Genomic DNA, 12,988 nt, shown 5'->3' on the forward strand with positions numbered 1-12,988 from the left:
TAATAAAATAAAAAAGGATGAAATACCATGATAAATCCCAAAAAAATACTAATTGTAGGGGCAGTTTTATTAATCTCACTAACATGTGCTTTTTATATTAATCATCAACTAAATAAACCAGAAAAATCGGAGGTCACAGGAGGTAAAAAAAATATGAATAATAAAGAAAAAAGCGAACAAGAAAAAGCAGAAGCATACGTTGAGGAAATGAAGCCGAAAATAGAAGAAGAATTAAGAAAAGAGGATATTCATCATTTTATAAAGTCTGTAACTTTCGAAGATAAAGTTAATATAAACCCGATGGGAAGAATTGTAGTGAATGGTTATATAAATGAAAATCCAGAGAAATTCGATTTTTCCGCAGATTTGATATACGAGTCCAATAAAGTTGATGGAATAAGCTATTCCCAAGATGTCTCAGATCGTTTCAGAGATTGGAGCGAATATAGCAAAGAGGTAAAAGATAAATATATCAAAACCGCATACCCTGATAAAAACGAACGGGAACAATATTTAAAAGACATAGGTGAAAAGAAATAAAAATATGAAAAAACAAATGCGATTCAAATTACTAGCTTTTGTGATCGTTTTATTCATCGTAATGGGTGGCTGCACTTATAAAATAGTAAAAACGTCAGATGTTACTAATAAAAAAAGTGAACAAGAAAAAGTTGAAGACTACGCTGAAAAGATGAAACCAAAAATAAAGGAAAAATTGAAAAAAGAGGATATTCATCATTTTATTAAGGATATTAAGTTTAATGAGAAGGTAACAATAAGTCCAATGGGAATGATTGAAGTTACTGGTTACATCAATAATGAGCCAGAGAAATTCTTATTTGATGCCTCTTTATATTATAAATCGAATGAAGTAGATTCTATAGGATATTCAAAAGAAGTGGGAGACCGTTTTACAGATTGGAGCGAATACACCAAGAAAGAAAAAGAAGAATACATCAAAACCGCTTACCCCGATAAAAAAGAGCGTGAACAGTATTTAAGAGATATCGGAGAACTAAAATAAACAGGAAACATGCCAGTTTACTTTTATGATGCTATCTCTAACCACAGTGTAAAATAGATGAAAAAAGACTGCCCTCCGCCGGGGCAGTCTTTCTTTGTTAAATATGAAACAGCCAGACGACGAGCGGGCCGAAGAATGAGCCGAGCACCGCACAAAGCGTCATGGAGACGGAACTCATGGATACGGCCAGTTCCCCATATTCCAATGCTTTGGAGGTGCCTAGTGCATGGGAGGCGCTTCCTAATGCAATGCCTTGTCCAAGGGAGCTGCGTATGCGAAGCCATTTTAGGAAAAGCGGCCCGAGGATGACGCCTGAAAAACCCGCTATCATGACAAATACGACTGTCATGGAAGGGACGCCTCCTAGACCGGCGGCGATTTGAATAGCGACAGGGGTTGTGATCGACTTTGGCAGAATGGATAATAAAAGATCATGATCAATCCCGAATGCTTCTGCGAAGACCAGCCCGCTGATCATTCCCATGCATAATCCGACCAGGACGCCGCCTAGAATGGGAATGCAATGTTTGACAATGATATGCCATTGTTTATAAAGCGGATAAGCCAGTGCCACAACAGCCGGCCCAAGCAAAGAATTGATCCATTTCCCCCCGATCATATAGCCTTCATACGAAACATGGAACATGATCAAAACCGCTACAATCAATATGGTCGTTGTCAGAACAGGGATCAGAAATGGAAGCGGGAATCGCTTATAAAGTTTGGCCATCGCTACATAAGCGGCCACTGTTAAAAGAATTATCATGATTGCGATACATGCTTGCTGCATTTCTCTTTCTCCTCACGTTTATTTGCTTTTTTCTCTAATAGCTGGCTGGCGAATCCAGCTGCAATGATGGTGACGATGGTGCTGAGTACGACTGTAATCAGCAGCATCAGACCATTGAATGAAATAAGTGACGGATAGTTCATCACTCCTGTCATGGCCGGGATGAACAATAATGGAAGAAAGGACAATAAAAAACCTGCTCCGTCTTCAATGATGGAGACGGGGACAATACGGAGGCCCAGGCAGATCAGCAGCAATACCAATCCGACGATGCTTCCTGACACAGGTAAATGAAACAGGTGCTGAAGGGCTTCCCCGATCATAAAAAATACATATAATATCAACACTTGCAAGATAACTCGTATGACTTTCACATCAAGTGCTGCTCTCCAATGAGAACAGCTTCCTCCTTTCTGGTGACTTGCTTCTAGGATGGTTCTGAGGAATCGCTTTACTTTCTATTTATATGATTGTACTATACAAGTATAATAATTGATTTGGTCATATAACGACTTGTATTCATTCAGTTAATATACATTTGTATTATACAAGTATATATGATGTTGTCAATGACGGAGATTGGAATGGGGAGCGAGAGCGATTGCGAAAACAAAATCCAGTTGAATTAATTGAATATGAGCTGACGACTTTTATCAGGAGAGCCGTTTATCTGGATCAATCAGAGAAAAGAACAGGGAAGTTAGAGAGATCTTCGTACTTATTGCTGAGACAATTGGATGAGTTTGGCCCTGCTCGTGTAAAGGAATTGGCAGAATCGTTCAAGCTTGATATTTCTACTCTTTCGAGACAAGCAGCTGCATTAGAGGCAAAGGAGCTTATCCATCGCTTTTCAGACCCATCTGATGGGAGAGTCAGCCTGTTTACCATTACAAAGCTCGGTAAACAAATTTTAAAAGCCGATCAGCAAAAGCGCCTTGAACGTTATGAACAGATGCTGCAAGAATGGTCAACACAGGAAAAAGAGATATTCGGCGAGCTGCTGCAGCGTATGAACAAGGCTTTTATTGATTAACAGCTAAAAACCCATGGTTCGATGGAACAGCATGGGTTTTTCTTATGGGCAGAGATTATTTGCATCGTTTGGCGGCAGCCCAAGCCACTAGTCCGGCAACAACAGCCGCCGATACAATCGGGCGCTTCGTAGCCTTCGTGTAATAGCTCCTTGACCGCATCCATCCTTTATTTGTGCCCCTGTCATGCATGCCGTAGCCCGCTTCATAAAGCGCGCTTTCTTCTCGCGGGTTGGACGGTCTTTCGGCATGCTGGCTGTGATACATGATTTTTTCCATCAGTCTGTCGGTCAGACGAGGGAAAAGCGCGCCCAGCATGGCGATGGCTTTTGCCTGTGACCCGATATACATGTCGCGCTTAGGGTGTTCGGCGGCAAACAGGATGGCTTCGGCGACTGCTTCCGGCGGATAGATCATGGAGCGGTAATGAGCCGGCTGTTTGTCAAGGTAGCTGTGCGCGTGCTCGTTATAGGGTGTGTCGATTCTGCTGGGATGGATGAGCGTTACCGAGACGGGCGCTTGTTCCTTTTCGAGCTCCATTCGAATGCTTTCCGTCCAGCCGTGAAGCGCGAATTTGGCTGACGCATATGTGGATTGAATGACCGTTCCCCTGTCTCCGAACAGGCTTCCTACATTAATGAGTGCGCCCGGCACGCCTCTGCCGGTGTAGTGTTTGACAGCCGCTCTTGTTCCGTAAACGGGCCCCCAGAAATTTGTGTCAAACATCCGCTTCATGTCTTCGACGGTGACGTCCATGGCATGTCCGAAAGTCGAGACGGCCGCATTGTTAACCCATGTGTCAAAGCGGCCAAATGTACTGATTGCGGTTTCGGCGATGCGGTTGACGTCCTCTTCTTTTCCGACATCCGCCTTCACCCATATGGCGTCGTGCCCTTTTTCCTTTAGTTCATCAGTGAGCTCCTTCAACGCATCTTCATTTCGCGCTGCTGCCACGACCTTTGCGCCTTTTTCAGCTGCCATTCTCGCAGTGACAAGTCCGATACCGCTTGAAGCGCCGGTAATGACAATTACTTGATCCTTGAGTTTTTTCAGTTTGATCTTCGTTTTTATGCCGGGGTTCTGTTGTTCAAGCTGTTCTGTATTCGTGACTGAATAATCGTTTGCCATTGAGATCCCTCCTAGAGGCTGTTTTTTAACATTTACCCCATCCGGGAAGGTCTTACCCCTTTTGACAATCACAGGGTTCTTTTTTATATTATATAAGTCGCTCTACCATACCTAGGAGGGAATGTTTTAATGACTAGCAAAGGAGATTCACGTGAAAAAATCCTTCACACGGCGTCACGTCTGTTCCAGCTGCAAGGATATCACGCGACAGGTTTGAACCAGATTGTGAAAGAAAGCGGTGCTCCTAAGGGATCGCTCTATCATTTTTTTCCGAATGGCAAAGAAGAATTAGCAATTGAAGCGGTTACATATACAGGGAAATTGATTGAACATCTGATACAGCAAAGCATGGAGGAGTGCTCTGATCCAATAGAAGCGATTCAGTTTTTTATCAAAAAAACAGCCAGCCAATTCGACAACACCGAAAGCATTACAGGTATTCCAGTCGGTTTGCTGGCGAGTGAGACAGCGTTAATCAGTGAACCGCTGCGGACGGTTTGCATGAAGGTGTTTCAAAGCTGGGAAGCGGTTTTTGCCAGAAAATTAATGAAAAACGGGTTTGCAGAAGAAGAGGCAAATCAGCTTGGAATGCTGATTAATTCGATGATTGAGGGCGGTATCATGCTTTCGTTAACGAATAAAGACAAAACGCCCCTTCTTCTCATTGCCGAACAAATACCAGTGCTGGTGAGAAAAAAAGGGTAGCATTTTGTTATCCTTTCTCCTACAATTATATAGAACGGTCTAGTCAGAAAGTTATATTATATAGACTGGTCTAAATTGGAGGAAACGATTTATGAAAACATTATGGAAACATTCATTGCCTAAAGAAAAAATGCCGTATTTGCTCCGGAGCGGGGAAGGCGAGCGTTATCTGTTCGGCAGACAGGTTGCCACGGTGATGGCGAATGGAAGGAGCACGGGCGACCTGTTTGAGATCGTGCTGCTTTCCGGGGGAAAAGGAGATGCCTTTCCGCTTCATGTCCACAAGAATACGCATGAAGGAATTCTCGTTTTGGACGGGAAGCTTGAGCTGACGCTTAATGGAGAACACTATTTATTGATATCAGGTGATTATGCCAACATTCCGGCGGGGATACCGCACAGCTACCGGATGCAGAGCCACAGAACAAGACTGGTGTCTTACACGATGATAGGAAACGCAGCCCACATGTATTCCGTGATTGGGAATCCGTATGATCACGCTGAACATCCGCCGTTCGCAAGCGAAGAAGTGCCAAACGAGCATTTGCAGAAGCTGCCGCTGTAGCGGACATTGTATTTTTAGATGAAGAAAAGCCTGCATGTTCGGCAACATTAGCGGAACTTACAGAGCTGCCAGATGGAGCCGTTCCATACGTTCTTGAATCTGGAGAAGGAGATCGATTATTGACGGGAGATCAGCTTCACCGTATTGTGGCTGCCCAAAAAAATACAGACGGCCAGTTTATCGTCGTAGTATCGGACGGCGACCGAATCGTTGATCACTACCATGAACATCATACAGAAACATTTTATTGCCTTGAAGGGCAGATGACGATGTGGGCAGATGGCCAGGAAATTCAGCTGAACCCGGGAGATTTCCTGCATGTCCCTGCAAATACCGTTCACTCCTATCGACTGGATTCTCACTATACCAAGATGGTGGGTGTCTTGGTTCCTGGCTTATTTGAACCGTTTTTCCGGACGTTAGGCGCCCCTTATGAAGGCCACATTTTTCCAAGTGCGCCTCAGGATCTGCGCTTCGACCGTGTTTTGCAGAATATTGAAGCATTAGATTTAAAGGTAATAAAACCATAAAGATGACAGGATTGTAAGGTTTTCATGACTGCCTGACACCTAAATCGATGGTTCCGTGCTCCTTTTTTTCATACCCTTAAGGTACAGAAAAAAGGAGCGTGATGGCTATGTCTTCATTACAGCCAACTTTGGCAAATGAGCGGATCGGTGTGCTTGATGTGCTGAGAGGAATGGCGATTTTCGGTATCTTATTTGTCAATCTGGCACATTTCAGTTATCCGGATATGTATTTGTCTATGCTTGGAAAAGAGAATTTTTTCATGGATAAGTGGTCTGAAGCTGATTTTGCCGCCGTAGACATACTGAAATTCTTCATTCAAACAAAATGTATTTTATTGTTTTCCTTTTTATTTGGATTTGGCATGATTGTCATGATGGAGAGAGCGGAAAACAAAGGGAAACGGTTTGTTCCGTTATATGTGAGAAGGTTAGCAGCGCTTCTCTTGTTTGGAACGATTCATGCCTTTTTGATATGGGACGGGGATATTTTAACAGAATATGCCCTGCTTGGTTTTGTCCTGCTCTTGTTTCGAAAAGCAAAGCCGAAAACACTGCTGATATGGGCGGTCACTTTGTATCTTTTGTTTTCCCTGCCGTTCATGTTGACAAGTTTTGATCAATCATACGGACAGGAATGGGTACAAGCGGTAACGCAGCAGGCAAAGCAAGCGATGCATGTTTATGGAAGCGGCAGCCTGAGGGACATTGCAGAACAGAGGATCCACGATCGGCTAGTTTACATGTCTTCGAATGGCATGCTTACGTATAATCCGCTTAACTTCTTCTTTGCATCCATTCCTTATTTCAGCATGTTTTTGCTGGGAGCTGCGGCGGCAAAGTCACGGTATTTGCACGAACCGGAAAAGCATCGGAAAGGATTAAAAAGATTATGGATAGCCGGGCTTATCATCGGCATCGGCGCCCAGGTGCTGTACAGTGTAACGGAAAAGGAACTATTTCTGCTGATTGGCGCGCCTTTTCTCATGTTTTTCTATGTCACAACGGTTGTCTATCTTTATCAAAAAACAAGCGTGAAAACAGTGCTGCAATCTTTCTCCGCTGTCGGGAGGATGGCATTTACCAATTATCTGATGCAGTCTATTGTATGTACTTGGATTTTCTATCATTACGGTTTGGGGCTGTATGGAAAAGTGTACCCTGCTGCCGGTGTGCTCATTACGATTGCTGTTTGTGCCGTTCAAATGGTCTTCAGCCACCTATGGCTTCGTGTCTTTCGGATGGGGCCGTTTGAGTGGCTGTGGAGAAGCGCTACGTATCTGTCGTGGCAGCCTATTGCAAAGAAAACAAAAGTCTAGACGCCTATTGGCGCTAGACTTTTTTGTATTATTTATACACGACACGTGTTTTGCAAATGATGTCATGCAGACCTTTTTTCTCACCAAAGGCGATCATGATAAATCCAATATAAAAGATGATTCCAGATAAGATATAGGCAAAGTAACGGCCAATTGCCTGGCCGATAGAAACCCGTTCACCTTGTTCATTGACCACCTTCAGGCCAAGAATTTTTTTGCCGAGTGTGCCCTGCATTTTAGAAGCTGTGATCAGTCCGTAATATAACACACTGATGACGACCATGATCAGCATAGTAGGCAAAAATGCAATCGTCATGTATGTCACCATATACTCCTCTTGGGTCATGTAAGGGTTTGCTGCCACAGCCCCAGCTACAAATACAGAATTGATAATAAATAGAATAATATAACTAGGAACAGATACAATAATGCCGTCAATAAAATAAGCTAAAAAACGAATCCAAAATCCTGCTGGTTTTTCCATGTATTTTTCTCTCTCCTCTGAATTAATCTGGAATAGTATACTTTGAAAAACAAGTACATGCAATATGATATGGTGATAAAATCCTGATATTACAGAAAAATGAGTCTTTTATCCTTTGTTTTTTACTATATAAATATACTAGAAAGAAGCATAGTATTTGCTTGTGCATTCTGGAATTTATTAATAAATAATGAATTTTCTACTCAGCTCTCTTATAATGAAAAGGTTAATATTTCTATCTGAGGAGGAGTTTGATGTCTAGAAAAAACAGCGTGGCGATCATGACAGCCATTTCTGCGTTTCTTTTTTGCGCTGTGATCGTGGCGGCTTCACTTTCGCCGCTGGCCGGAACGGGAGCGGTGGCCAATCAGTTTAATTCAGTTGGCATGTGGTCATCTGTCGGGATGATCCTTGTCTTGTATTTCATTCCTTTTCTCATTTATATGCTCGGAGTAGATGCGATGAGATATGTCATGGCGGTGCTTTGCGGCTTTGGGCTTCTGATCCATTTGTCTTCGGCCGGTTTTAGCTTGATGTTTAGTTTCTTTAGTGACCACCTGCTTTCTGAAGTGATTTTTGTGGTCGGGGTTAGTCTCGCTGCGGCTGCTGTCAATGTTATTTGGTTTGTGGCTGCATTTCGTTCGGGTGCTGAAAAAACGTCTGCGCATACTCTTACATAGTTTTCTAGTTTGTGATGGTTTTGTGAAGTAGAATGATAAAATGGATGAATATGTTATGATGGTCACATATTAGAAAATACATATAATGGGGGTCTCAATGATGGTTAAGTCATTTCGAATGAAAGCTCTGATAGCGGGAGCTGCGGTGGCGGCTGCTGTTTCGGCCGGCGCTGTTTCTGATGTGCCCGCTGCCAAAGTGCTTCAGCCGGCAGCTGCTTATGCGGCGGAAACGGTGTTTTCTCAAAATAATGAAGCATCCGGCTTTTTGACAGGAAGATATGATGTACAAGCGATGGCGCCGGCCATGTTTAACTGGTCACGCGAAAGCCGGTTCGCCGGAAATACAGACGGGACGCTGAAATGGCAAAACGACATCAGAACGACTCCGCAGAATGGGGCGGGGGCTGTGATTGACGGAGACGGCACAGTATATCTTCATTCCAGAGACGGGGAAATGAAAGCCTTTAATCCGGACGGCTCAGTCAAATGGGTGACAGGCAATTTGGGAAAAACGTTCACACAATCCCCTGTACTCGGAACCAACGGCGTTATCTATCTGGCATCTTATGATAAAAAGATTTATTTTATCGACAAGGAAACGGGTGAGATTTTAACAACGGTTCCGTTAAGCGGCGGGCCAAGCTCTGAAACGGTGATCGGTTCAGACGGCACGTTGTACTTCTCAACACTTGATAATTATGTTCACGCGATCAAACCGACGTCCAAATCAACTTGGACAGAGCGCTGGAAGTTGAAAACAAATGGTGTCGTCAGCTCTGTGCCGGTGCTTGCCAAAAACGGCACCGTGTATGTCGGCACATACAATAACGTGTTTTATGCGATCAATTCCGGAACCGGACAGGTGAAATGGTCCAGAACGACGTCAAATGCGTTTAAAGGATATCCGGTGATTGATAAGGATGGCACCGTTTATGCGGGCAACCAAGACGGACAACTGTATGCGTATACGTCAACAGGCAGCTTAAAATGGACATTCCCGCTCAACGGGTTCTCAAGTTCATCGCCTGCGATCGACCATAACGGCAACATCTATATCGGCTCAGGAAGCGGCGAGCTGTTTTCCATCAGCAAAAACGGGGATATGAACTGGTCATTCTACACAGACGGCCCTGTCAGAACGGCGCCGCTGATTGACGCGAAAGGAACGGTTTATTTCGGGTCAGATGATATGAAGGTTTATGCGGCGGACGCAAACGGCAATGAATTATGGAGCTATCAAACCGACAGCAACGTCGTGTCATCTCCGCAGCTTGCTGAGGACGGAACGCTTTATATTGGAAGTTATACGAAGCTGATGGCTTTTGGGAAATAGAAGAACAGGCTGGCGAGGTGATCTCGGCAGCCTGTTTTTGGTATCAATCAAGATGTTTATTTTTATAGATCACCTTTGTCCCGCAAATATAATCGTGTAATGCCAGTTTAGAGGGGAAAGCCGCCATAATGTAACCGATATACAAAATTCCTGATGGTATGTAAGCGAAAAAACGGCCAAAGCTGTGCCAAAATGAAATTCGCTCGCCATACTGATTGACAACGATGATACCCATGAGTTTTTTGCCTAGTGTTGCTTGCATTTTTGAAGAAGTCAGCAAGCTATAATAAAGAATGCCGAAGATATATATGATGGCGATAACAGGAATCGTCCCGAATATCAGGATATAAAATTTATATTGATCTTCTGTCATATAGGAGCTTCCTGCATCAATGAGAGGCAGGACAATGAAGGTGTTAATTTGGATCATAATAAAAGCAAAAAAATAGATAATTAAATCATCAATAATAGAGGCAACTGCCCGAATCCAAAATCCAGCTGGCTTTTCCATGTATAATATTCTCTCCTTTGAAGTTTTCTGGGATATTATACGTTAGAGGCTGCGCGGTTTCAATGAGATATACTAGAGGAATTTGGTCTCGTAGTGAAAATGGTATTTTATAACTATATATTTCTTTATTTTGCCTTTTTGTCTTTAGGTGAATAGAATGATAAAAAAGAACCTGCAAGTTAATGCAGATTCTCTTCACTACAATTACTTAGCGGCTTGAATCAATACACCCTTCTCATGAGAAAATTCTTTGAATCCGTATACCCCATGATAGGAGCCGATTCCGCTTGTGTTGACGCCGCCGAATGGCAGGTTGACGTCACTGAAATGGACGACGACATCATTGATGGCCGCATTTCCTGATGTCGTGTGCTGAAGGACGTTGTCAATCAGGTCTTGGTTTTTGCTGAACACATAAAGTGCAAGCGGTTTATCGCGGTCATTTACGTAATCGATGACCTCGTTGATGTCTTCATAGTTCATCATTGGCAGGATCGGTGCGAAGATTTCCTCCTGCATGATTTTCATATCAGGCGTGACGTTTTTCAAAACGGTTGGCGAGATCGTGCGGTCGCTGGCATCAAATACGCCGCCGAACACGACTTCCGCCCCTTTTTCGATGGCATCGTCGAACAGGTCTTTGACGCGGTTGAAGTTGCGGTCATTGACGATTTGCGTGAACTTGCTGCGGTCTGGGGTGTGATCATCCTCCATAAATCCTGCGTTGACAATTGTTTGTAAAATGCCTGCGAACCTGTCCTGAACGTCTTTTTTAATGAACAGGTAATCAGGTGCGATGCAGGTTTGGCCGGCGTTTACGAATTTGCCGACGGCGATTTTTTTCGCTGCGTCCATGAGATCGTATTCGCTGTCGATAATCGTTGGGCTTTTGCCGCCAAGCTCAAGTGTGACAGATGCCAAGTGTTTGGCCGCCGCTGTCATGACGATTTTCCCGACATTTGTGCTTCCAGTGAAGAAAATATGGTCGAACGGCTGGTCAAGAAGCTCGGTTGCCACCTCAACCTCTCCTTCAAAAATCGCGACTTCTTTTTCATCAAACGCGTCTCTGATCACTTTAGCGGCAATGTTGCTTGTGTTCATCGTAAAATCGGACAGCTTTACAATCGCGCTGTTTCCGGCTGCGAGAGAAGCGGCAAGCGGCGCCATCGTCAGCATAAACGGATAGTTCCACGGGCCGAGAATGAGTGTGACGCCTTTAGGTTCGTACATAAGAATCCCGTTTGCCTCAGGGCTTAACGATGAACCGACTTCCTTAGGCGCCATCCATTGTTCCAGGTTGTTCATATTATCTCTGATCGCTTTTTTCGTTCCTTCGATTTCCGCTTTTTTGACCTCGTGATATGGTTTGCGGACGTCTTTGCGGATCGCTTCAATGATTTCTTCCTCATGGGCGATGACGGAATCTAAAAAGCGCTGAAGCTTCTCTCTGCGCTGTTCCGCTGTTGAAGCACGCAAGGCTTTTTGCTGTTTTTTCTGAAGCTGAAAGACACGCTGGATGTCGTCCTTTACTTTCTGTTCCATTGTAAGATCCCCCTCATTTGCTTTCTTCTTTTCTCGGTCCTATTATAAGGTGGTACCTTTTTTATAAGAAAGACAACGGTGAACCATCTATACGTTACCGTACATATATTGAACAACTGTCTAATGATTGGAGGTGTCTTTTGTGCCGGAATCTGCCGAAGCTCAAGTGAAACAGGCGCTGCTGGCTTTATTGGAAGAAAGAGATATTCAACATATCACAATGAAAGAAATCGCTGAGAAGGCCAAAGTGAGCCGCGGATCGCTCTACCTTTATTATGAGGATAAGTTTTCAATCATTGAGGATTTAATCGAAGACATGAAGGAAGGGCTGGGCAAAGCGCTTTTTGACGCTTTCAGTCATTTGGATACCCTCCATTTGAACAAAAAACGGCAAACGGTGCATCCGACGCTGTCCTTTGTTCACGAGCATCGATCCTTTTTTTCTGTGATGATGAACAGAGGGCATTTCCATCGTTTTTTTAAGGATGTGTTTCAGCATGATGTGCTGCTGGCTCCGATCCATGTGAATTTGACGCCGATCGAACGGGAGATTTACGGACATTACCGGGCCTTGTACACGTACGCAATTATCCTGTATTGGCTGAATGAGGATGCGGCCGCGACTCCGGAAGCTATCAGCCAAAAGGTATGGGAGCTTGTTTCTCAAAAGAGATTTTATTGGCTTTTTGGACAAGCTGTGCCAGGAGAGCGAGAGAAGGACAAGCCAATCGACAGGCGGGTGGTTCGAACGAGAGAGGCGCTCCAGCAGGCATTTCTGGACGTATTGGCGGAGAAACAAGACTACGCGGGCATCACGATTTCGGATATTACGCGTAAAAGCAATATCCGCCGCGCAACTTTTTATGATCACTATGCCAGCAAAGAGGAATTGCTGCATACCATGATTCAGCAATCATGTGCGGAGATCATTGATCACCTGACGATTGCCTCAAGTCCGAATGAGCTTTCCTTCGAAGAAGCGGAGGAGGCGCTCGCCGGCCTGCTTTCTGCTTTAGACCGCATGCCTATTGTCCATTTGCTCAATCGGGACTGGGTTGTTCCTCATGTGATACCTAATATGTTCAAAGCGCTAAAATCGTTTTATCTGCATCAGAAAACTGATATTCACGCGGAGAAAAAGCTTTATGCCCATTATGTATCCGCAATGATTATCGGGCTGATTTTGTATCGGCTGGATGAAGGGAAGGCGCATCCGCCTGAAGTGCTGGCAAGGGAGTTTTTGCAGTTTTTGGATGTGAAGAAGTATAAGGTTGTTTTGCTATAAACGAGAGAAACCAGCCAGTGGCTGAAATGGAAGGCCGGAGAGTAACTTCAGTATGTTATGAAAA

Annotated in this window: 14 protein-coding genes and 1 pseudogene; 9 read left to right on the forward strand and 6 right to left on the reverse strand. The window is 44.1% G+C overall.

From position 1 onward, the window contains the following. The first annotated feature begins 27 nt into the window (after positions 1-27). Positions 28-540: a DUF1433 domain-containing protein gene (locus tag BFW96_RS00675; protein ID WP_069150669.1), complete on the forward strand. Its 513-nt coding sequence runs from the start codon at positions 28-30 to the stop codon at positions 538-540. A 4-nt stretch (positions 541-544) separates the two neighbouring features. Continuing rightward, a complete protein-coding gene (locus BFW96_RS00680) occupies positions 545-1,024 on the forward strand; it encodes a DUF1433 domain-containing protein (RefSeq protein ID WP_069838333.1) in 480 nt (159 codons plus the stop codon). A 97-nt stretch (positions 1,025-1,121) separates the two neighbouring features. Here BFW96_RS00680 and BFW96_RS00685 read toward each other — a convergent pair whose 3' ends face one another. Then, positions 1,122-1,814: an LrgB family protein gene (locus BFW96_RS00685; protein WP_069150667.1), complete on the reverse strand. Its 693-nt coding sequence runs from the start codon at positions 1,812-1,814 to the stop codon at positions 1,122-1,124. Then, positions 1,787-2,188, reverse strand: coding sequence for a CidA/LrgA family holin-like protein (locus BFW96_RS00690; RefSeq protein WP_069838334.1), 402 nt, complete (start codon positions 2,186-2,188; stop codon positions 1,787-1,789). The genes BFW96_RS00685 and BFW96_RS00690 overlap by 28 nt, the downstream gene beginning before the upstream one ends. Positions 2,189-2,415: 227 nt before the next feature. Between BFW96_RS00690 and BFW96_RS00695 the strand changes: the two genes are divergently transcribed. After that, positions 2,416-2,847, forward strand: coding sequence for a MarR family winged helix-turn-helix transcriptional regulator (locus BFW96_RS00695; RefSeq protein WP_014666047.1), 432 nt, complete (start codon positions 2,416-2,418; stop codon positions 2,845-2,847). A 55-nt stretch (positions 2,848-2,902) separates the two neighbouring features. Here BFW96_RS00695 and BFW96_RS00700 read toward each other — a convergent pair whose 3' ends face one another. Next, a complete protein-coding gene (locus BFW96_RS00700) occupies positions 2,903-3,973 on the reverse strand; it encodes an SDR family oxidoreductase (RefSeq protein WP_069838335.1) in 1,071 nt (356 codons plus the stop codon). A 129-nt stretch (positions 3,974-4,102) separates the two neighbouring features. On the opposite strand from BFW96_RS00700, the gene yxaF reads away from it, so the two are divergent. The 3 genes and pseudogenes from yxaF (at position 4,103) to BFW96_RS00715 (ending at position 7,089) form a co-directional block, all read left to right on the forward strand. After that, a complete protein-coding gene (gene yxaF / locus BFW96_RS00705; RefSeq protein WP_069838336.1) occupies positions 4,103-4,678 on the forward strand; it encodes a transcriptional regulator YxaF in 576 nt (191 codons plus the stop codon). Between the two features lie 91 nt (positions 4,679-4,769). Further along, positions 4,770-5,773: pseudogene (locus tag BFW96_RS00710) on the forward strand (quercetin 2,3-dioxygenase). A gap of 107 nt (positions 5,774-5,880) precedes the next feature. Then, on the forward strand, positions 5,881-7,089 hold the full coding sequence (locus BFW96_RS00715; protein ID WP_069838337.1) for a DUF418 domain-containing protein: 1,209 nt from the start codon (positions 5,881-5,883) through the stop codon (positions 7,087-7,089). A 28-nt stretch (positions 7,090-7,117) separates the two neighbouring features. On the opposite strand, the gene BFW96_RS00720 is transcribed toward BFW96_RS00715, so the two are convergent. After that, complete coding sequence (locus BFW96_RS00720; protein WP_069838338.1) at positions 7,118-7,573, reverse strand: RDD family protein; 456 nt, start codon at positions 7,571-7,573, stop codon at positions 7,118-7,120. Between the two features lie 254 nt (positions 7,574-7,827). On the opposite strand from BFW96_RS00720, the gene BFW96_RS00725 reads away from it, so the two are divergent. Both BFW96_RS00725 and BFW96_RS00730 read left to right on the forward strand, forming a co-directional pair. Next, entirely contained in the window at positions 7,828-8,253 is a 426-nt protein-coding gene (locus BFW96_RS00725) for a DUF5391 family protein (RefSeq protein WP_069838339.1), read from the forward strand. A gap of 100 nt (positions 8,254-8,353) precedes the next feature. Then, a complete protein-coding gene (locus tag BFW96_RS00730; protein ID WP_069838340.1) occupies positions 8,354-9,586 on the forward strand; it encodes an outer membrane protein assembly factor BamB family protein in 1,233 nt (410 codons plus the stop codon). Positions 9,587-9,629: 43 nt separating this feature from the next. Here BFW96_RS00730 and BFW96_RS00735 read toward each other — a convergent pair whose 3' ends face one another. Beyond that, the gene (locus BFW96_RS00735) at positions 9,630-10,097 is read right to left on the reverse strand and encodes an RDD family protein (protein WP_040081231.1); all 468 of its coding nucleotides are present in this window, start codon (positions 10,095-10,097) and stop codon (positions 9,630-9,632) included. A 204-nt stretch (positions 10,098-10,301) separates the two neighbouring features. Beyond that, a complete protein-coding gene (locus BFW96_RS00740) occupies positions 10,302-11,639 on the reverse strand; it encodes an aldehyde dehydrogenase family protein (protein WP_069838341.1) in 1,338 nt (445 codons plus the stop codon). A 142-nt stretch (positions 11,640-11,781) separates the two neighbouring features. Between BFW96_RS00740 and BFW96_RS00745 the strand changes: the two genes are divergently transcribed. Then, on the forward strand, positions 11,782-12,924 hold the full coding sequence (locus tag BFW96_RS00745; RefSeq protein WP_069838342.1) for a TetR/AcrR family transcriptional regulator: 1,143 nt from the start codon (positions 11,782-11,784) through the stop codon (positions 12,922-12,924). The last annotated feature ends 64 nt before the right edge of the window (positions 12,925-12,988 follow it).

It is taken from the genome of Bacillus sp. F56, from assembly GCF_001748205.1.
Lineage (GTDB): Bacteria > Bacillota > Bacilli > Bacillales > Bacillaceae > Bacillus > Bacillus stercoris.

Excerpts from the sequence above, each read along its gene's own strand:
- BFW96_RS00675 (WP_069150669.1), top strand. The coding sequence starts at position 28 with ATGATAAATCCCAAAAAAATACTAATTGTAGGGGCAGTTTTATTAATC.
- BFW96_RS00680 (WP_069838333.1), top strand. The coding sequence starts at position 545 with ATGAAAAAACAAATGCGATTCAAATTACTAGCTTTTGTGATCGTTTTA.
- BFW96_RS00685 (WP_069150667.1), bottom strand. The coding sequence starts at position 1,814 with ATGCAGCAAGCATGTATCGCAATCATGATAATTCTTTTAACAGTGGCC.
- BFW96_RS00700 (WP_069838335.1), bottom strand. The coding sequence starts at position 3,973 with ATGGCAAACGATTATTCAGTCACGAATACAGAACAGCTTGAACAACAG.
- yxaF (WP_069838336.1), top strand. The coding sequence starts at position 4,103 with ATGACTAGCAAAGGAGATTCACGTGAAAAAATCCTTCACACGGCGTCA.
- BFW96_RS00715 (WP_069838337.1), top strand. The coding sequence starts at position 5,881 with ATGTCTTCATTACAGCCAACTTTGGCAAATGAGCGGATCGGTGTGCTT.
- BFW96_RS00720 (WP_069838338.1), bottom strand. The coding sequence starts at position 7,573 with ATGGAAAAACCAGCAGGATTTTGGATTCGTTTTTTAGCTTATTTTATT.
- BFW96_RS00725 (WP_069838339.1), top strand. The coding sequence starts at position 7,828 with ATGTCTAGAAAAAACAGCGTGGCGATCATGACAGCCATTTCTGCGTTT.
- BFW96_RS00730 (WP_069838340.1), top strand. The coding sequence starts at position 8,354 with ATGGTTAAGTCATTTCGAATGAAAGCTCTGATAGCGGGAGCTGCGGTG.
- BFW96_RS00735 (WP_040081231.1), bottom strand. The coding sequence starts at position 10,097 with ATGGAAAAGCCAGCTGGATTTTGGATTCGGGCAGTTGCCTCTATTATT.
- BFW96_RS00740 (WP_069838341.1), bottom strand. The coding sequence starts at position 11,639 with ATGGAACAGAAAGTAAAGGACGACATCCAGCGTGTCTTTCAGCTTCAG.